The 18711-nt window shown below is 62.9% G+C and carries 21 protein-coding genes and 4 pseudogenes; 8 read left to right on the top strand and 17 right to left on the bottom strand.

Translation table 11 applies throughout. The features are described 5' to 3' along the window. Nucleotides 1-56: 56 nt before the first annotated feature. The 4 genes and pseudogenes from nhaR to QC826_RS24375 all read left to right on the top strand — a co-directional run bounded on the left by nhaR (nt 57) and on the right by QC826_RS24375 (nt 2120). The gene (gene nhaR / locus QC826_RS24360) at nt 57-968 is read left to right on the top strand and encodes a transcriptional activator NhaR (protein WP_279762822.1); all 912 of its coding nucleotides are present in this window, start codon (nt 57-59) and stop codon (nt 966-968) included. A 195-nt stretch (nt 969-1163) separates the two neighbouring features. Further along, nucleotides 1164-1274, top strand: a pseudogene (locus QC826_RS24365) (Hcp1 family type VI secretion system effector); the annotation flags it as partial. Further along, nucleotides 1271-1753 (top strand): penicillin-insensitive murein endopeptidase, encoded by a 483-nt coding sequence (locus QC826_RS24370; protein WP_279762824.1) that lies wholly within the window; start codon nt 1271-1273, stop codon nt 1751-1753. The pseudogene QC826_RS24365 and the gene QC826_RS24370, both read left to right, overlap by 4 nt. 1 nt (nt 1754) lies before the next feature. Further along, nucleotides 1755-2120 carry a hypothetical protein gene (locus QC826_RS24375; RefSeq protein ID WP_279762825.1) on the top strand — a complete coding sequence of 122 codons (366 nt, stop codon included), beginning with the start codon at nt 1755-1757 and terminating at the stop codon, nt 2118-2120. Between the two features lie 170 nt (nt 2121-2290). Here the strand turns inward: QC826_RS24375 and QC826_RS24380 are convergent, their stop codons facing one another. The 5 genes and pseudogenes from QC826_RS24380 to QC826_RS24395 all read right to left on the bottom strand — a co-directional run. After that, nucleotides 2291-3025 carry an NYN domain-containing protein gene (locus tag QC826_RS24380; RefSeq protein ID WP_279762826.1) on the bottom strand — a complete coding sequence of 245 codons (735 nt, stop codon included), beginning with the start codon at nt 3023-3025 and terminating at the stop codon, nt 2291-2293. 267 nt (nt 3026-3292) lie between these two features. After that, nucleotides 3293-3382: pseudogene (locus tag QC826_RS31805) on the bottom strand (site-specific integrase); the annotation flags it as partial. 171 nt (nt 3383-3553) lie between these two features. Next, a complete protein-coding gene (locus tag QC826_RS24385) occupies nt 3554-3901 on the bottom strand; it encodes a hypothetical protein (RefSeq protein ID WP_279762827.1) in 348 nt (115 codons plus the stop codon). Then, a complete protein-coding gene (locus QC826_RS24390; RefSeq protein WP_279762828.1) occupies nt 3867-4175 on the bottom strand; it encodes a hypothetical protein in 309 nt (102 codons plus the stop codon). Before QC826_RS24390 ends, QC826_RS24385 begins: the two co-directional genes overlap by 35 nt. A gap of 133 nt (nt 4176-4308) precedes the next feature. Then, nucleotides 4309-4689: pseudogene (locus tag QC826_RS24395) on the bottom strand (site-specific integrase); the annotation flags it as partial. A gap of 81 nt (nt 4690-4770) precedes the next feature. Here QC826_RS24395 and QC826_RS24400 point away from each other — a divergent pair. Next, nucleotides 4771-6111: a hemolysin family protein gene (locus QC826_RS24400; protein WP_099415042.1), complete on the top strand. Its 1341-nt coding sequence runs from the start codon at nt 4771-4773 to the stop codon at nt 6109-6111. 49 nt (nt 6112-6160) lie between these two features. Next, nucleotides 6161-6967 carry a substrate-binding periplasmic protein gene (locus tag QC826_RS24405; RefSeq protein WP_409567705.1) on the top strand — a complete coding sequence of 269 codons (807 nt, stop codon included), beginning with the start codon at nt 6161-6163 and terminating at the stop codon, nt 6965-6967. On the opposite strand, the gene QC826_RS24410 is transcribed toward QC826_RS24405, so the two are convergent. From QC826_RS24410 to QC826_RS24425, 4 genes are all read right to left on the bottom strand, one after another. After that, nucleotides 6964-8013: an AI-2E family transporter gene (locus tag QC826_RS24410; RefSeq protein ID WP_279762830.1), complete on the bottom strand. Its 1050-nt coding sequence runs from the start codon at nt 8011-8013 to the stop codon at nt 6964-6966. The two genes, QC826_RS24405 and QC826_RS24410, sit on opposite strands and share 4 nt — an antisense overlap. 87 nt (nt 8014-8100) lie before the next feature. Further along, complete coding sequence (locus QC826_RS24415; protein ID WP_279762831.1) at nt 8101-8685, bottom strand: SCO family protein; 585 nt, start codon at nt 8683-8685, stop codon at nt 8101-8103. A gap of 2 nt (nt 8686-8687) precedes the next feature. Next, complete coding sequence (gene cyoE, locus QC826_RS24420; RefSeq protein WP_279762832.1) at nt 8688-9581, bottom strand: heme o synthase; 894 nt, start codon at nt 9579-9581, stop codon at nt 8688-8690. Continuing rightward, nucleotides 9578-10741, bottom strand: a complete 1164-nt coding sequence (locus QC826_RS24425) for a COX15/CtaA family protein (protein WP_279762833.1) — start codon at nt 10739-10741, stop codon at nt 9578-9580. The genes cyoE and QC826_RS24425 overlap by 4 nt, the downstream gene beginning before the upstream one ends. 119 nt (nt 10742-10860) lie before the next feature. Between QC826_RS24425 and QC826_RS24430 the strand changes: the two genes are divergently transcribed. Continuing rightward, on the top strand, nt 10861-11136 hold the full coding sequence (locus tag QC826_RS24430) for a hypothetical protein (RefSeq protein ID WP_279762834.1): 276 nt from the start codon (nt 10861-10863) through the stop codon (nt 11134-11136). A gap of 249 nt (nt 11137-11385) precedes the next feature. Here QC826_RS24430 and QC826_RS24435 read toward each other — a convergent pair whose 3' ends face one another. Continuing rightward, a complete protein-coding gene (locus QC826_RS24435; protein ID WP_279762835.1) occupies nt 11386-12198 on the bottom strand; it encodes an SURF1 family protein in 813 nt (270 codons plus the stop codon). A 39-nt stretch (nt 12199-12237) separates the two neighbouring features. Between QC826_RS24435 and QC826_RS24440 the strand changes: the two genes are divergently transcribed. After that, nucleotides 12238-12438, top strand: coding sequence for a twin transmembrane helix small protein (locus QC826_RS24440; RefSeq protein ID WP_279762836.1), 201 nt, complete (start codon nt 12238-12240; stop codon nt 12436-12438). 155 nt (nt 12439-12593) lie between these two features. Here the strand turns inward: QC826_RS24440 and QC826_RS24445 are convergent. From QC826_RS24445 to QC826_RS24475, 7 genes and pseudogenes are all read right to left on the bottom strand, one after another. Further along, nucleotides 12594-13453, bottom strand: a pseudogene (locus QC826_RS24445) (cytochrome c oxidase subunit 3). Between the two features lie 43 nt (nt 13454-13496). Next, nucleotides 13497-13709, bottom strand: coding sequence for a DUF2970 domain-containing protein (locus tag QC826_RS24450; protein WP_279762837.1), 213 nt, complete (start codon nt 13707-13709; stop codon nt 13497-13499). Between the two features lie 26 nt (nt 13710-13735). Then, nucleotides 13736-14293 (bottom strand): cytochrome c oxidase assembly protein, encoded by a 558-nt coding sequence (locus tag QC826_RS24455; RefSeq protein WP_279762838.1) that lies wholly within the window; start codon nt 14291-14293, stop codon nt 13736-13738. A gap of 1 nt (nt 14294) precedes the next feature. Beyond that, entirely contained in the window at nt 14295-14402 is a 108-nt protein-coding gene (locus QC826_RS24460; RefSeq protein WP_217429910.1) for a cytochrome oxidase small assembly protein, read from the bottom strand. A 60-nt stretch (nt 14403-14462) separates the two neighbouring features. After that, nucleotides 14463-16055, bottom strand: coding sequence for a cytochrome c oxidase subunit I (ctaD, locus tag QC826_RS24465; RefSeq protein ID WP_279762839.1), 1593 nt, complete (start codon nt 16053-16055; stop codon nt 14463-14465). A 13-nt stretch (nt 16056-16068) separates the two neighbouring features. After that, nucleotides 16069-17295 carry a cytochrome c oxidase subunit II gene (gene coxB, locus QC826_RS24470; protein ID WP_279762840.1) on the bottom strand — a complete coding sequence of 409 codons (1227 nt, stop codon included), beginning with the start codon at nt 17293-17295 and terminating at the stop codon, nt 16069-16071. A 457-nt stretch (nt 17296-17752) separates the two neighbouring features. Further along, nucleotides 17753-18685, bottom strand: a complete 933-nt coding sequence (locus tag QC826_RS24475) for a methyltransferase domain-containing protein (protein ID WP_279762841.1) — start codon at nt 18683-18685, stop codon at nt 17753-17755. Between the last annotated feature and the right edge of the window lie 26 nt (nt 18686-18711).

The following is an 18711-nucleotide window of genomic DNA, read 5'->3' on the forward strand; positions in this document are numbered from 1 at the left end:
CAACCGACTTTTAAAAAATAGAAGATAATTGAAGCATTACTTCGGAAAAGCAGAAGATGAAAACAACCGGATTGAACTATCGCCACCTGCATTTTTTCTGGATGGTGGCCAAGGAGGGCAGCGTCACGCGCGCCGCCGAGCGGCTCGGCCTGGCCGTGCAGACGGTCAGCATGCAGCTGGCCCAGCTCGACCAGGAGGTCGGCAAGTCGCTGCTCGAGCCGCAGGGCCGGCGCCTGGTGCCGACCGAGGCGGGCCGCGTCGCGCTGGCCTATTGCGACCAGATCTTCCTGCTCGGCGACCAGCTGCAGGACGCCCTCGACGACACCGACGCTGGCAAGATGCGGCTCACCGTCGGCATCTCCGACTCGCTGCCCAAGCTGATCGCCTTCCGCCTGCTGCAGGCGACCCAGCAGTTGGGCCAGCAGGTCAAGCTGGTCTGCCTGGAGGACGAGTTCGAATCGCTGCTGGCCGACCTGGCCTTGAACAAGCTGGACGTGGTGCTGACCGACCGCGCCGTGCGCAGCGGCGGCGGCCTGCGCGTGTTCAGCCACTTGCTCGGTGAAAGCGACATGAAGCTGTTCGGCGAGCAGCGGCTGGCGCGCAAGTACCGCAAAAATTTCCCGGCCAGCCTGGACGGCGCGCCGCTGCTGCTACCGACCCGCAACAACGCGCTGCGCGGCCGCATCGACGCCTGGTTCATCCAACACGGCGTGCGGCCCGACGTGGTCGGCGAGTTCGAAGACAACGCCATGCTCAACACCTTCGGCCGCAACGGCATGGGCCTGTTCTTCGCGCCGTCGGCGCTGCGCCGCGACATCGAGGAGCAGTTCAACGTCGAGCTGGTGGGCGACGCGCCCGAGCTGCGCGAGCACTTCTACGCCATCTCCAACGAGCGCAAGATCCGCCACCCGGCGGTCGAGGCGATCCTCTCGACGGTGCACGGCGGCCTGTTCGCCGTCGGCGACTAGGCGGGCAGGCGGAGTGGGCTATTCATCGCACATGGTTTGACACGCCCCAAGTCTGCCCAGCGCGGCCAACAGACAATACCTCTGGGACTCCCACAACCAGTTTTGGAGGCATCATGGCAATCGACGTATATCTGCAAATCGATGGAATAAAGGGCGAATCGGCCGACTCCAATCAGCCTGCTGCATGACCAAATCGGACTAAAATTTTCTAAGGTCCAATGCAAATATACCCAGCAGAAAATCAGCGGCGGAGCCGGCGGCAACACAGCCGGCAGCTGGAACCTCTCGACCAATCGGGTGGCATGATGGAAACCCGCACGCTCCAGCTTCAGCCAAAGGACTCGCGCCGCTACTTTATTCTGCCTCAAGCCCCGGAGGACGCAGGCTACTACGTGTACCGCACGCCCGGCAACGGTGCCTTCCAGTACGCGCACCCGTTGATGATGACCGCGATCTTGCGCGTCGAACGAGAGTGGCAGGCCGTAGACAACCGGAAATTTGGCGTTGGGAATATCAGCCTGGCCGGAGGGATAGCAAACAAAGACCACGCAACGCACAGAAGCGGGCTCGAGGTCGACGCGCGCCCGTTGCGCAAGGACGGCCTTGAGATTCCGGTGTACTGGAGCCAGAAGAAGGAGTACGACAAGGACGCGACTGCGAAGTTGATTGACATGTTTCGCACCTTTGCATCGGTCGAGCTGATCTATTTCAATGGGCCAGATATCCCATTTGTCACGCCGTTGGCCGATCACGACAACCATTTCCATGTACAGCTGCGAGGTTGAGATGAAATGGATCGCGGGACTGCTTCTTGGTGCGAGTTTGCTGCTCTCCTTGGCACACGCGAAAGAATGGACGTGGGAGTACAAGCCACTCAAGGCCTCGTACTCAATTTATTCTGGCGAACTGGGGGAGCGGCAAGCACCTTCGGCTACGGACAGGAAGCTTGCTGTCGAAATCACCGGCCAGGCCGCGAAGGAGATGTTCGACTCGATGGCCCCGGACTTCTATCCGAGTTGCAGCCAAGCCAAAGGCGACCGAGATCGGCGCAAGGGAAAAGTCTACTGCACGGTCCATTCAGGGGAGGGATATCGCTGCTTCATCGGGATCAATCTTCGGACTGGGGAGAGCATCTCAGGGGCGACCTGTTGATGGACTAACAAACCAGAATGTGAAGGAGCTGGAAGAATTTTTATTGATGGGCATCTCGTGAGTCGAACACTGCACCAACGGATTATGAGACACATGACCTACATGCTGCACCGGACAAGTTCAAGGCGGCTGCACATATTGCAGTAACTCAACCCATCGGAAGCACGCACTCAACCGACGACTTCCACCCAGTGTGCTGGCCGCAAGATTGGCTTCTTGTTAGTTTTTACCTTATCAGGCAACTGCGCAGCACTCAACTGATCATCTGTAAGATGCGTCACCGTCCAATGAGCATACTTTGCTAGTGATTGGCTTGTTCGGCGATGAATGTCCGCACCGAGAACCGGCGGCCTAACAGGTGAAACGATACCTATCATCAAGTTCGGAAAATCCTCACGAAGCGCCGACAAGACCGGCTCAGCATCACTATCGTTGGACACAAGAACCACACGATCATACCGCTCCTTGCAAGCATCGCGATACATGCGTATTGCAAGATTCACATCGGTTTTCTTCTCTTCCAACTTCCAAACACGTATCCGATTGTTCCTATCATAGGGCTGCCCCTCGATGTAAGCAGGCAGGAGCGCCCCGTTTCTGTCGTAGGCATGCTTACCCCGCACTATTTCAACTTGCTCACCATACACAGCCTCAAGCGCTCGATGGTACGCCGCCTGGGCGTTGACGGAAGACTCGCCGTGCGTTGCAAAGGTAGCCAACGCAGGAGCGGTAAAAAATATCACCTTCTCCAATGACTCGCTCTGATCTCGCTGCGCAAGCAGGGACTGAAAAAGTTGAACAAGATCAAGCCACTTAAATTCCGTGCCACGCAAGCGACCGTAGTACAAATTGTAGCCATCAATGTAAACTGCCGTTTTCCCTGAGGATTTTTTGCTGTCAGGCACGAAGCTACTTTCGTTAGATGTGAAAAAGCCGCCCAAAAAGAGCGGCTTTTCCGTTCCAAGCAGAAGCCAACTAAATGACGCTACGAGGAAAGAGTGGTGATCTGATGATACATTAACCTATCGTCATTTGCAAGCGAAAATGCGTGTTAAAATTTCTGAACGCAATTTTCCCGATGTGTTTTTTGAGCAAAAATTTGCGTAACCGATGGAAGTACAGCAGCGAACACCGCTAAGTTCTTGCAATACGTTCAACAGTGTACCGTTCTACACGTGCCAACTTGCCCACATATGGCGCAAGTCATGCCAGCGAAAGCCCTCAATCCCAGAACACTTGACGGCCTTTTTCCATGCTGCAGCGCTTACCTCCGCAACTGTCTGCCCCCCCCCTTGAGAGCAAAACATGCGTGGGATGTTTCACTACCTGAACAGCCAAGACACACAACGCATCTTCGTTCAAAGGCACCGCTATCGCCCTTCTGGACTTGGTCTGAATAGCTGTACAAGCACGTGCCTGCGGGATAGCTTAGCTCAATAACACTTGGTCTGTATACACACCACGACTGCGCTTAACATGGCAACAAAAGCAGCAACCCATGCGGCAGCGGCAGCAACCCAAGCAGCCCCCTTCGCGCTCTTGGCCACATGAAGCGTATCGTGCAAAATGAGATTGGTTTCTCGAGCCGTGGCATTGCTGTCCGCAGCGAGGGACAAATCAAGAGCCGCTCGAGCCTTCAAGCCCAAATCCATCCGACTTTGTAGCCAGCCCTCAGCCCAAGACTTGCGCCTGTTGGCCCAAACACCTTGAGAAAGTTTCACACGAACATCGCCCTCACCAATTGACTCAAGCTCGAAGAAAAAATCCTCCTGTTCGCTCATACAGGCCCTTTTTCTCTCTAACTTCTCGGATCGCCCAAACTATTGAACGTCCAAATTGATAAAGTAAATACGGACCAAAAACAACCACGATTGCAGTGAAAACACCTGCCCGTCCATTCTCGCCCTTAATGAGATTGAACAATTCTTTATAAATATCAAGCAGAGAATTTTTTGACGTATATTCTGCGGGGCTAAGAAAAACGTAAAGAAACATTGGGACAATTGCAAACCCGCCAATGATTGCACCAATCAGCGTGAGCCATTCTTTTGCCATAGTCTTCGCAAACCTTGACATATACTTACGTGCCGAATTATATAATAATCAACGTGAGAATCATGAAATACCTATTCCACCCAAGTCACTTTTATATTTCCAACCCCAAAAGCGAACAACGCCGCCAGCTAACCTAACTGCCCCCTGGCAAGATCAACAACGGCAATTTTGACACGTATACCGCAAGATGCCCAGCAGAAAAATGCGCGTAGCGCCGTACCATTTGCGGACTTTCCCAACCACCCAACTCCTGCAAAACGTTCAATGGTGTACCGTTCTGCACATGCCAACTTGCCCACGTATGTCTCAAATCATGCCAACGAAAGTCTTCAATGCCAGCGCGCTGTAAGGCTTTCTTCCACGCAGCCGTACTTACCTTGGCAACCGTTTCACCTTTGAAGGCAAAAACATGCGTGGAATGCCTTCCTGCCTGCAAAGTCAGAACGCGCATCGCATCTTGATTCAAGGGAACAGCAATCGCTCTGCGAGTCTTAGACTGGTCTGGGTGAACCCACCTACCGGACGCCGGTTTGCCCCCCCTAGTCGGCAAGGTCGTTTAAGATGCATGTTTTAACAGCCGCCCAAGTGCGCCGCTATGCATAACCTTTTGCTTGTCCTGCTCGCCCTGTTCCTGGTCGCGCTCAACGGTTTCTTCGTCGCCGCCGAGTTCGGCATCGTCACCCTCCGCCGCACCCGCATCCGCGCCATCGCCAAAACCCAGGGCCTGCGCGGGCGCATCCTGGCCACCGTCCACGGCCAGCTCGACACCTACCTGTCGGCCTGCCAGCTGGGCATCACGCTGGCCTCGCTGGGCCTGGGCTGGATCGGCGAGCCGGCCTTCGCCGGCCTGCTCGAGCCGCTGCTGCACGCGCTCGGCGTCGACTCGCCCGAGCTGATCCACGGCATCGCCTTCGCCTTCGCCTTCAGCATCATCTCCTTCCTGCACATCGTGGTCGGCGAGCTGGCGCCCAAGTCGCTGGCGATCCGCATGCCCGAGGCGGTCGGCCTGTGGAGCGCGCTGCCGCTGTACGCCTTCTACTGGGCCATGTACCCGGCCATCTGGCTGCTCAACGCCAGCGCCAACCTGGTGCTGGGCCTGGCCGGCCTGGCCGGCAAGGGCGGCCACGACTCGCACTACTCGGTCGACGAGCTCAAACTGATCCTGCGCACCAGCCAGCCGGGCGAGAAGTTCAACAAGGACGAGCGCAACATCCTGGCCCACTCGCTCGACTTCTCCGACCTGGCCGTGTCCGACCTGATGCGCCCGATCCACGAGGTGATCGCGCTGCGCGCCGACCTGCCGCTCGACGACAACCTGCAAACCATGCTGCGCAACCGCTTCAGCCGCTATCCCTACTACGACGCCGACGGCGAGCACGTGCTCGGCGTGATCCACCTGAAGGACCTGTTCTTCGCCCAGCAGCACGGCAAGCCGATCACCTCGCTGGCGCCGCTGCTGCGCCCTGTGGAGACCATCTCGGCGCGCACTCCGGCGCTGGAGTTGTTCCGCCGCTTCCGCGACGGCGCGCCGCACTTCGCCCTGATCGGCGAGAAGGGCAAGCGGCCGGTCGGCTTCATCACCCTCGACAACCTGCTCGGCGCCATGGTCGGCGAGATCCACGACGAGTTCCGCCTCAACGAGAACGACTGGCTCAAGCAGCCCGACGGCACCCTGGTCGGCAAGGCCAGCCTGCCCATCTTCTCGCTCGAACGCCGGCTCGGCATCGACATCGAAAACGAGGAATTGGGCCTGGAGGATGTAGAATCGGTGGGCGGGCTGATCATGCTGAAACTGGGCGACATCCCCAAGCAGGGCCAGCGCATCAGCTTTAACAGTTTCGACATCGTTGCCAAAAAGATGAACGGGCCGCGCATTTTGCTGGTCAAGGTGATTCCGAAGAGCGAACGCGGCACGGAATCGGACGAACAGGATTGAGCGGCCAAACGCCGCCGGCCCCGCGCGGGGCCTTTTCGGGAGATTCGCGGTGTTGAAGCGACATTTTCTGGCCGGCGCCCTGCTCTGCTGCGTCGCCGCGCCATGGGCCGCGCCGCTGCCCGCCTTCGACTGCGGCGACATCGCGGTGGCCTTCTACGAGCACGGCGCGCTGTACTACCGCGACGGCAACGGCCAGTGGGCCGGCATCGACAAGGACATCGTCGACGAGCTGGGCAGGCGGCTGGGCTGCCGCTTCCACGCCTCGGTCGACTCGCGCGTGCGCATCTGGACCAACTTGAAGGGCGGCACGCTGCCGATGTCGGTGTCCGGCATCGCCACGCCGGAGCGCCTGCAGTTCGCCCGCTTCCTGCCCTATTTCACCTCGCGCAACTACGTTCTGTTGCAAAAAAACAGCAAGCCGGCCGTGCACGACCTGGCCAGCTTCCTCGCCGAGCCCGACTACAAGGTGGCCGTCATCAAAAGCTTCAAGCACGGCCCCACCTACGACGCCTGGCTGGCCCAGTTGCGCCAGCAGGGCCGCGTCTACGAGACGGCCGACTACGGCTCGCTGATCCGCCTGTTCAAACTGGGCCGGGTGCAGGCGGTGCTGGCGCTGAACACCAGCCTGGCGCCGCTGTCGCGCCAACGCGACCTGGCCGACGGCGTCAAGATCCTCGACTGGGCGCCGAAGGACGTCATCGTCGGCGGCCTGGTGCTGTCGCGCCAGTTGATCCCGGAGGCCACCGCCGAACAGTTCGAGCAGGCCCTGCGCGCCATGCGCGAGGACGGCACGCTGCGCGCCATCTACAGCCGCCACGTCGGCGCCGAGCTGGCCGCCGGCATGTTCAACTTCTAGTCGGCGGCGGCGTCGCCCGCGCCGGTCCAGTTGCGCAGCAGGCCCAGCGCCACCGCCAGCAGGGTCGGGCCGATGAACAGGCCGACAAAGCCGAAGGCCAGCACGCCGCCCATCACGCCGAGCAGCACCAGGATGAAGGGCAGGCTGCTGCCACGGCTGATCAGCATCGGCTTGACGACGTTGTCGACCCCGCTGATCAAAAACATCCCCCACACCAGCATGAAGATGCCCCAGCCGGTGCGCCCCTCGTTGAACAGCCAGATCGCCGCGCCGCCCCAGATCAGCGGCGGGCCGACCGGGATCAGCGAGAACAGGAAGGTGGCCACCGACAGCAGCGCCACGGCCGGCACGCCGGCGATGGCGAAGCCCAGCGCGGCCACGCCGGCCTGCGCCAGCGCGGTGCCGAGCAGGCCGTACATGACGCCGCGCACGGTGCGGCTGACGGTGTCGACCAGCTCGGCGCGGCGCTCGCCGAGCAGCTGGTCCATGCCGCGCGCCAGCGCCGCCACCATGCTCTCGCCGTCGCGGTAGAGGAAGAAGCTGACGAACACCGCCAGGCTGACCTGGGCCACGCCGCTGCCCAGCACCAGTCCGCCGCCGAGCAGGAAGTGGCGGGCCGGCTCGAGCATGCGCCTGGCCACGGCCACCAACTCGTCGCGGCTGCCGAGCAGCTGGCGCAGGTAGGCGTCGGCCGCCTCGCCGACCAGCGGCAGGTCCTTCAGCCAGGCCGGCGGCGCGATGGTGCCGGCGTCGATGCCGGCGCGGATCTGGTCGTAGAAGCCGCTGGCGTTGTCGGCGATGTTGTAGGTGACCAGGGCCAGCGGCAGGATGATGAGCAGGGTCAGCGAGCAGCTCATCAAGGCGGCGGCCAGGGTGCGGCGGCGGCGCAGGCGCTGCAGCAGCATCAGGTACAAGGGCCAGCTGGAGATGGTGATGGCGGCGGCGAACAGGATCGCCGGCAGGAAGGGACGCAGAACGATCAGGCAGCCGACCACCAGCAGAACGGTGGCGGCGAGCCGGGTGTAGGGTTGAAAACGTGGGTCCATGCTGCTCCGTTGGGAAAAGGCGGGCGCGCACCAAGCGCGCCCTCCCCGCAGGATAACAGGACTACAACAAAAGCCTAGGAGGACAGCTTAGGACAGCAGCTGTTTCAGGTCGTGCACGATGGGGCCGGGACCGAGGCCGTGGCGGACGAACAGGCGCAGCTTGCCTTCCTTGTCGAAGACGTAGCTGCCGGCGGTGTGGTCGACGGTGTAGCTGCCGGCCGTCTTGCCCGGCACCTTGGCGAAGAACACCTTGAACTCCTTGGCCACCTCCAGCGTCTGCGCCGGCGTGCCGTACAGGCCGAGGAAGCGCTTGTCGAAGGCCGGCACGTACTCGGCCAGCAGGGCCTGGGTGTCGCGCTCCGGGTCGACGGTGACGAACAGCACCTGCACCTGCTCGGCCTGCGGACCGAGCTGCTGCATCACGGCGGCCATCTCGGCCATCGTGGTCGGGCAGACGTCGGGGCACTGGGTGTAGCCGAAGAACACCACCACCGCCTTGCCCTTGAAGTCGGCCAGGGTGCGCGCCTTGCCGGTGTGGTCGGTCAGGTTGAAGCCCTTGGCGTAGTCGAGACCGGTCAGGTCGGTGTTCTTGAACTCCATCGGCGGTTTCTGGCCGCAGGCGGCCAACAGCATGGACAGGGACAGCAGCAGCAGGGTGAGCAGTTTTTTCATGGTCAGAATTTCAGGTAATGGTCCACCAGCAGGGCGGCGAACAACAAGGACAGGTAAATGATCGACCAGGTGAAGGCCTTGCGGGCGACCAGGTCGGTGTAGTGGCGGTAGATCTTCCAGGCGTGGCGCAGGAATATGGCGTTGAGCACGACGGCGCAGGCCAGGTAGATCAGCCCGCTCATGTGCACGGCGAAGGGCAGCATGGTGGTGGCGGCCAGCGCGATCGAGTACAGCCAAACATGGAACTGGGTGAACGGCAGGCCGTGGGTGACCGGCAGCATCGGCAGGCCGGACTTGGCGTAGTCGTCGCGACGGTACATGGCCAGCGCCCAGAAGTGCGGCGGCGTCCACAAAAAGATGATCAGCACCAGCAGCCAGGCCTGCATCGGCACGTCGTTGGCGACGGCGGCCCAGCCCAGCGCCGGCGGCATGGCGCCGGACAGGCCGCCGATGACGATGTTCTGCGGCGTGGCCGGCTTGAGCACCATGGTGTAGATGACGGCGTAGCCGACGAAGGTGACGAAGGTCAGCCACATGGTCAGCGGATTGACCAGCGCATATAAAATCCACATGCCGGCGCCGCCGATGACGGCCGAGAACACCACCGTCTGCGTCACCGAGATGTCGCCCATCGCCATCGGCCGGCGCGCGGTGCGCGCCATGCGCGCGTCGATCTCGCGCTCGGCCAGGCAGTTGACGGCGAAGGCGGCGCCGGCCAGCAGCCAGATGCCGAAGGTGGCGGCGACGACGACGCGCCAGCTGGGCAGCTCGTCGGTGGCCAGGAACATGCCGATCACGGCGCAGAACACGGCCAGTTGGGTGACGCGGGGTTTGGTCAGTGCCCAGTACTGGGCGATGCGCGGGGCGGGCTTGCGTGTTGCGGTTTGGCTTGTCATGGGTGGTGTCTGGCAGTCGTAGCGTGCGGGAATACTGCGCTGGCGGCGGCCTTCTGCGCGATCTCGTATTGGAATTTGGCCCGGTAGTTTAACATGGTCAGCAAAACCACCAGCAGGGCCGCGCCGGCGTTGTGCAGCACGGCCAGCGCCAGCGGGAAGCTCAGGAAAATGGTCGCCACGCCGGTGGCCAGCTGCAGCGCCAACACCACGGCCAGGCCGCGCGCGGTGCGGTGCAGGGCGCGGTGGCCCCAGGCGCGGTAGCAGGTGTAGCCGACCACCACGGCGACGACGAAGGCGAAGTTGCGGTGCACCCAGTGGATGGCGGTCAGCGCGGCGAACGGCAGGTAGTGGCCGGCGGCGGTCTTGCCCAGCTCGCGCCACAGGGCGAAGCCGTGCTCGAAGTCCATCGGCGGCACCAGCTTGCCGCCGCACAGGGGGAAGTCGGTGCAGGCCAGGGTGGCGTAGTTGGTGCTGGTCCAGCCGCCCAGCGCCAGTTGCGCCAGCAGCAGCAGGGCCGAGCTGGCCGCCAGCAGGCGGATGTTGCGCATCGCCGGCGGCGAGGCGGTCACCGCGCGCACCGGCTTGATCAACTGGTCCTGGCGGCCGCCGTACCACACCAGCAGGGCCAGCAGGCCCATGCCCAGCAGCAGGTGGGTGGTGACGATCGCCGGTTGCAGCTTGAGCGTGACGGTCCAGGCGCCGAATGCGCCCTGCACGCAGACCGCCAGGAACAGCAGCGCCGGCAGGACCGGCGAGTATTCCGCCGCGCGCTGCTTGCGCCACTGCCAGCAGGACTGGAGCAGCAGCGCCGTGATCAGCACGCCGATGCCCATCGCCAGGTAGCGGTGGATCATCTCGATCCAGGCCTTGGCGACGGTCACCGGGCCGCTCGGCAGCAGCGCCTCGGCCGCGCTGATCTCGGCGTGCGCCAGGAAGGGGTTGGCCAGGCCGTAGCAGCCGGGCCAGTCGGGGCAGCCGAGGCCGGAGTCGGTCAGGCGCGTGAAGGCGCCGAAGACGATCAGGTCGAAGGTGAGGAAGGCGCAAACCCACACCAGCTTGCGGTACTTGTTGCTGTCGGCCGAGGTCCAGACCAGCGACAGCGGCAGCAGCGCGACCATCAGCCCGGTCAGCGCCAGTTGGGCCAGGGTGGAGAGGTGCATGGCGGGTCAGCCTATGGCCGAAGCCTTGAGCAGCTTGGACAGGCTCCTTCTTGACCTTGGACGGGTCGGCGTCCTTGGGGAAGCGCATCATCAGGTGGCCCATCGGGTCGATCAGGTAGATGTGCTCGGCGGCCTTGTCGCCGGCGGCGTTCTGCTCCAGCGGCAGCCATTTGGCCACCGCCTCGGCCTGGGCGCGCAACATGCGGGTGCCGTCGTTGACGCGCAGCAGCAGCGTGTCCAGCGGCTCCATGTCGGTGATCAGCCAGACCCGTTCGATGCGCTCCATCTCCTTGCCCTGCATGGTGCGCAGCTGGCGCATGGCGAACAGCTGGTCCTGGCAATCCTTCTGGCAGTCGGACGGGCCGACCTTGAGCATGATCCACTTGCCCTTGTAGTCGTCCAGCCCGGCCGGCTTGCCGTCCAACGTGGCGCTGCCCAGCGCGGGGATGGGATGGTCGCGCGGGTCGATCAGCGCGCCGTAGTTGGTGCGGCCGCCGGGCTTGACGACGTAGTAGGCGAAGTAGGAGCCGACCAGCGGCATGGCGCACACGGCCAACACGGCCAGCAGCTTCCAACGGCCGGCGCGCACTTGGCGCGCCTCGTCCGGCGCGGCTTGCGGGGAGGCGGAGCGATCTTGTTGCGGTTTATTTTCCACGTCTGAATCCAGTAAAGACAAAAAAGAGGACGGCCATCAGCGCCAGCGCATACCACTGGAACGCGTAGCCGCGATGTTTTTCCACGCCCAGCGCCGGCGCCGGCCAGTCGCGCACCAGCTTGGCGTCGTCGCCGGCGGCCGGCTTGGCCGGGCCGGCCACGTTGGCCGGTTCGGCCGGGTCAGGCGAAGCCAGCGGCACGGCCGGCCCGCTCTGCTCGACCACAAAAGCTTGCACCACCATCGCGCCGGCGGCGGCCAGCTGGGCCGGCTCGACGTTCTGCACGATGGCGCCCGGCGCCAGCGGCGCCGCGCTGCCCAGCTGCATCACGTGGCCGGCGCTGAGTTTGACGATGCCCTCCAGCGTGACCTGGCCCACCGGCGTGGAGTAGGGCTGCATTTGTTCGCGCTGTGCCATGTTGCGCGGCAGCCAGCCGCGCTCGACCAGCACGTGCACGTCCGATCCGGCCATTCTAAACGGCATCAGCAAATAAAACCCGGCGCGGCCCTGGTAGGGGCGGTTGTCGAGGTACAGCGGCCAGTCGCGGCGGAACTCGCCCGTCAAACGGACGCGGCGGTACTCGATGGCGGCGGCGGCGGCCGCATCGAGCGGCAAGGCGGCGGCGCCACCGCCGGCGCTGGACAGGCTCAGCGGCGCGGCGGCGTTGCCCTCGGCCAGCTTGTGCTGCAGCGCCGTCTTCTGCTCGGCGCGGCGCTGCTGCCAGTTGCCCAGGGAGACGCCGAGCGCCACCACCAACACGGTGGCGATGCAGGGGACCAGGCGGAAACGGAAGCCGATACGCATTACAATGGTGCCTTATTCAATTTACAGCTGGCCTATACCATGAAAATTGCCGTCGCCATCGCCTTCGTCCTGATCCTCGGCAGCCTGGGATCGGCGCTGTTCTACCTGATGCGCGACAAGGGCAGGAGCAACAACACGGTGCGCGCGCTGGCCCTGCGGGTGGGCTTTTCGATCACGCTGTTCCTGCTGATCCTGCTCGGCTACAAGCTCGGCTACATCACCCCGACCGGCATCCGCTGAGGCCCCGCTAGCGGAAGCCAGGGTCAGACCCTAGGGTCTGACCCTCGATGCGCGCCGCTGGGCTGACAAGCATTCCCTAAACAAAAAAGCCGCGGCGGGAACTCCCGCCTGCGGCTTTTTTACATCGCGGTCGACCGCCGCGAATTATAACCCCGTTACAGCCAGTAAACCACGATGTACAGGCCGAGCCAGACCACGTCGACAAAGTGCCAGTACCAGGCGGCGCCTTCGAAGGCGAAGTGGTTGTCGGCCGTGAAGTGGCCCTTGAGCACGCGGTACAGCACCACCGACAGCATGATCGCGCCCATCGTCACGTGGAAGCCGTGGAAGCCGGTCAGCATGAAGAAGGTCGAACCGTAGATGCCCGAGGTCAGTTTCAGGTTCAGCTCGCTGTAGGCGTGCATGTACTCGTAGACCTGGAAGCCCATGAAGACGGCGCCCAGCAGCACGGTGGCGGCCAACCAGAAGGCGGTCTTGGCGCGGTGGCCGGCGCGCAGCGCGTGGTGCGAGATGGTCAGCGTCACGCCCGAGGTCAGCAGCAGCGCGGTGTTGATGGTCGGAATCGGGAACGGACCCATGGTCTTGAATTCCTCGACCGTGCCGGCCGGGCCGATGTTGCCCCACTGGGCCGAGAAGTCGGGCCAGATGAACTTGTGGTCGATGTCGCCCAGCCACGGCATCGAGATGCTGCGGGCGTAGAACAGGGCGCCGAAGAAGGCGCCGAAGAACATCACCTCGGAGAAGATGAACCAGGCCATCGACCAGCGGTAGGAGTGGTCGACGCGCTGGCTGTACAGGCACTTCTCGGACTCGCCGATGGCGTCGCCGAACCAGAAGTACAGCACCGCGATGACGCCGGCCAGGCCGGCGAAGTTCAGGTACGGCGCCAGGACACGTCGTTGACCCAGGCCGAGGCGCCTATCATGGTCAGCAACAGGGTCAGGCCGGCCAGCATCGGCCACTTGGACGGACCTGGCACGAAGTAGTACGGTGCCGCGGCGTTATGTGAACTCATCTTCATCTCCCTAAATCAACTATATTCGAGAATAGCTACTTTTTTACTTTGGTACGACCAACTTGACGATGGTGATCAGCACGGTGACGAGCAAGGCCACGCCGATCAGCCCGGCGATGACGATGTGCACCGGGTTCAGCTTGGCCGAGTCGCTGTCGAAGTCGCTCTTGCGGCGCAAGCCGGTAAACGACCAGAACACCGCCTTCAACGAGTACAGGAAGGACGCGTATTGCGGCGGCTTGCTTTCTTGTTTCATCTCTGACACCTTGCTTTCACTTGCGTTCAATTGGAGGCGGTCTTGTCGAGGCCGGCAATTTCAAAAAACGTGTACGACAGGGTGATGGTCTTCACTTCCTTCGGCAGCGCCGGGTCGATGAAGAACACCACCGGCATCTGCCGCGCCTCGTTCGGTTTCAGCGTCTGCTGCTTGAAGCAGAAGCACTCGACCTTCTTGAAGTGCGGCGTGGCGCTTTGCGGCGCGTAGCTGGGGATGGCCTGGGCGTTGACGGTGCGCGCCTGGGTGTTGACCACCTCGTACATCACCGTGGCCAGTTCGCCCGGATGCACCTGCATGCTGGAGACCACCGGACGGAAGCGCCACGGCCCCTGCGCGTTGCCGTCGAACTCGACGGTGATGCTGCGGCTCTTGTCGACCTGGGTGTTCTTGTCCAGCTCGACGGTGCCGTCCTTCTGCGTCAGCACATTGATGCCCAAGACCTCGCACAACTGCTTGTAGACCGGGATCAGCGCGTAGCCGAAGCCGAACATCATCACCGCGATGACGATCAGCTTGCCGAGCATCTTGCGGTTCTGCCCGCGCGTCTCCTGGTCGGCGCCCACGTCAGCTCAGCCAGATGCGTTTGATGAAGACGGACAGGAAGAACACCAGCGCCAGCGACGCCAGGATCAGGCCGGTTTTCAGGTTGTTCGGTTTGTTCGGTTGGGACATGGTCGGCTTTTCCTGTCGGTGGGCGCGCCGGCGGAGAAGCTCCGCCGGCGCGCCGCGCCATTACTTGAACGTCGGCGGGGTTTCGAAGGTGTGGAACGGGGCCGGGCTAGGCACGGTCCATTCCAGGCCCTCGGCGCCTTCCCATGGCTTGTCGGCCGCCTTCTTGCCGCCGCGGATGGTCGGCAGGACCACGCAGAACAGGAAGAACACCTGCGACAGGCCGAAGCCGAAGGCGCCGATGGTGGCCACCATGTTGAAGTCGGTGAACTGCGACGGGTAGTCGGCGTAGCGGCGCGGCATGCCGGCCAGACCCAGGAAGTGCATCGGGAAGAAGGTGATGTTGAAGGTGATCAGCGACAGCCAGAAGTGCAGCTTGCCCATGGTCTCGTTGTACATGTGGCCGGTCCATTTCGGCGACCAGTAGTAGAAGCCGGCGAACAGGGCGAACAGCGAGCCGGCCACCAGCACGTAGTGGAAGTGGGCGACGACGTAGTAGGTGTCCTGCAGCTGGATGTCGATCGGCGTGACGGCCAGGATCAGGCCGGTGAAGCCGCCGATGGTGAACACGAAGATGAAGCCGACGGCGAACAGCATCGGGGTCTCGAAGGTCATCGAACCCTTCCACATGGTGGCGATCCAGTTGAACACCTTCACGCCGGTCGGCACGGCGATCAGCATGGTGGCGTACATGAAGAACAGCTGGCTGGTCACCGGCATGCCGGTGGTGAACATGTGGTGGGCCCAGACGATGAACGACAGGATGGCGATCGAGGCGGTGGCGTAGACCATCGAGGCGTAGCCGAACAGCTGCTTGCGGGCGAAGGCCGGCAGGATCTGCGAGACGATGCCGAAGGCCGGCAGGATCATGATGTAGACCTCGGGGTGGCCGAAGAACCAGAAGATGTGCTGGTACATCACCGGGTCGCCGCCGCCGGCGGCGTTGAAGAAGGAGGTGCCGAAGTGGCGGTCGGTCAGCGTCATGGTGATGGCGCCGGCCAGCACGGGCATGACGGCGATCAGCAGGTAGGCGGTGATCAGCCAGGTCCAGCAGAACATCGGCATCTTCATCAGCGTCATGCCGGGGGCGCGCATGTTGAGGATGGTGACGATGATGTTGATCGAACCCATGATCGAGGAGGCGCCCATCAGGTGCATGGCGAAGATCGCCATGTCCATGCCGGGGCCCATTTGGCTCGACAGCGGCGCGTACAGCGTCCAGCCGGCGGCGGTGGCGCCGCCGGGGACCAGGAAGGAGGTCGCCAGCAGGATCGCGGCCGGCGGCAGCAGCCAGAAGGAGAAGTTGTTCATGCGCGCGAAGGCCATGTCGGAGGCGCCCACTTGCAGCGGGATCATCCAGTTGGCGAAGCCGACGAAGGCCGGCATGATGGCGCCGAACACCATCACCAGACCGTGCATGGTGGTCAGTTGGTTGAAGAACTCGGGCTGGAAGAACTGCAGGCCCGGTTTGAACAGCTCGGTGCGGATCATCAGCGCCAGCACGCCGCCGGACAGCAGCATGATGAAGGAGAACCACAGGTAGAGCGTGCCGATGTCCTTGTGGTTGGTGGCGAACAACCAGCGCGACAGGCCGTGCGGATGGTCGTGCGCGTGGTCGTGCTGATCGTGGGCGTGATCGATTGTGCTTGTGCTCATCTAAAGCTCCTAATTACTTGCGTGCAGCCACAACTTCGGCTGGTTGAACGATGTTTTCTGCGGCCTTGTTCGACCAGGTATTGCGGGTGTAGGTGATCACAGCCGCGATCTCGGTGTCCGACAATTGCTTCCATGCAGGCATTTCGCTAGGGAACTTACCGCTCTTCTTGCCGTGCAGCAGCACGTTGATCTGTTCGGCCTTCGGCCCGGTCACCGCAGGGGAGCCGTCCAGCGCGGCGAAGGCGTTGGGCACGCCCTTGCCGGTGGCCAAGTGGCAGACGGCGCAGGTGCTAGTGTAGACCTTTTCGCCCTTGACTTTCAGCTCGTCGATGGTCCAGACCTTGTTCGGATCGTCGGCCAGCGCGGCCATTTCCTTTTTCTTGCCGTCGACCCAGAGCGTGTAGTCCTCGGCGCTGACCACCTTGACCACGATGGGCATGAAGGCGTGCTCCTTGCCGCACAGTTCGGCGCAGTTGCCGCGGTAGGTGCCGGTGTGCTTGGCGTTGAACCAGGTGTCGCGCACGAAGCCGGGGATGGCGTCCTGCTTGACGCCGAAGGCCGGCACCGACCAGGCGTGGATGACGTCGTTGGCGGTGGTGACGATGCGGATCTTCTTGCCGACCGGCACGACAACCTCGTTGTCGACCTCGATCAGGTAGTTCTCGCCGCGTTTCTCGGTCGGCTCGACGCCGGGCGAACCCACCTGCGCGCGCGGGGTCGACAGGTTGGACAGGAAGGCAATGCCCTCGCCCTCGCCCTTCAGGTAGTCGTAGCCCCATTTCCACTGCATGCCGGTGGCCTTGATGGTGATGTCGGCGTTGGTGGTGTCCTTCATGCCGACCACGGTGCGGGTGGCCGGCAGGGCCATGCCGATGACGATCAGGAAGGGCACCACGGTCCAGGCGATCTCGACGGTGGTGGATTCGTGGAAGGTGGCCGGCTTGTGGCCGAGCGACTTGCGGTGTTTGAAGATGGAGTAGAACATCACGCCGAACACGGCGACGAAGATCACCATGCAAACGACCATCATCCAGGTGTGCAGGTCGTAGATCTGGGCCGCGATCTCGGTGGCCGGTGGTTGCAGGTTCAACTCAAATGGCACCGGTCCGCCGGTGCCGCCCGTCGCCGCCGTGTAGCTGCCGGCCGCCTTGACGGCCGCCTGCTCCGCCCACGCTGGGATACCGGCGGCTGTCAACGACAGCCCGAGCATCAACGATTGAAGTCGCTTCGCATATTTCATGTTTTCCCCAACCACCCAAAAAAATAGATATTTTTTTAAACGGCGCCGGGATTCGCTGTTTTGAACCGCCAACGCACCATTAACACCTTCAGATCCCTGCGGCCGCGCGCCGAAGAGCAGTCATCGGCGTGATAGTGCGGGGACCTTGACATCGGTCCGTGCAGCCCCATATTACTATCGGGCCAACGGTTGACACTGAACAGCAATGATTCTTTGTCTTGCAAAAACAACAAATGGAAACTGTTGCGCTTACTTGAAATCATGACAAAATTAGTCGCCGATTATAGCCAAGAAAACTGACATACATCAAGAAATAATCCATTATGCAAGTATCGTCAAGGCCGTGTTTGCACACCCCTGCGATAAGGGCGTGACAAGGCCGCCGAAATGTGCATTCCGGTGTCGGACAGACTCGGGCGGTTCGCCCGTGGCGCCGCCCTACGTGGCAGAGTGTGGACTAGCGCGGCTTGCGCGGCAGGTCGAAGCGGATGATCGCCTCGCCTTTGGACGTCACGCGCGGCGCCGGCCGGAAGGCGTGGCCGTAGATCACCTCGAAACTCAAGCCCAGCTTGCCGTCGGCGCGGCGGCCGCGCTCCAGCGCCGCCAGCAGGCGTTGCCAGGCGGCACGGCCGAGCAGGCCACGGCGCCGCGTGCTGAGCGGATTGCCGCCCCAGGCGCGGGCGTCGGCCAGCAGGGCCTGCGCCGTGTCGTAGGTGACGGTGATGGTTTCCATGTCCAGCACCGGGGTCGCGAAGCCGGCGGCCACCAGCTGGTCGCCGAAGTCGTGCATGTCGACGAAGGGCAGCGCGTGCGGCGCCAGGTCGACCTCGGCGAAGGCGTCGCGCAGCTCCTTGAAGGTGTCCGGGCCGAAGCAGGAGAACATCAACAGGCTGTCGACCCGCATCACGCGGCGCCACTCGGCGAACACGCGGTCCGGCTGCGGATGCCAGTGCAGGGCCAGGTTGGACCAGACCAGGTCGACCGCGTTCGGCCCCAGCGGCAGGTCGGCGAAGTCGCCGCAGACCAGGTCGATGCCGGCCTTGGCCGGCAACAGCTTACTTAATAGTTGGTTGAGTCCGGTCAGCCGCGCCGCCGAGGCGCCTTGGGCGCGGGCCGCCCGCAGCATGGCGGCGGCGCCGTCGAGGCCGACGATCTGGGCCGCTTGATACCGTTTTTGCAACAATGCCAGGTCGGCACCGGCGCCGCAGCCGGCGTCGAGCACGCGCTGCGGCGCCAGCTTGACCAGCCCGAGGCGGTCGAACATCCGGCTGGCCACCTCGCGGCGCAGGAAATCGGAGGCTTGCACCCGTTCGGGGCGGGAAAACTGGGCGCGCACGCGCTCCAGGTCGATCGGGGCGCTCAATTTGGGCGGATTGGCTGGCACTTGCATGGTTCGGTCGGGCGAAGGTGAGATAA

Origin of the sequence: Rugamonas sp. DEMB1, assembly GCF_029834475.1 — a bacterium.
GTDB lineage: Bacteria > Pseudomonadota > Gammaproteobacteria > Burkholderiales > Burkholderiaceae_D > Rugamonas > Rugamonas rubra.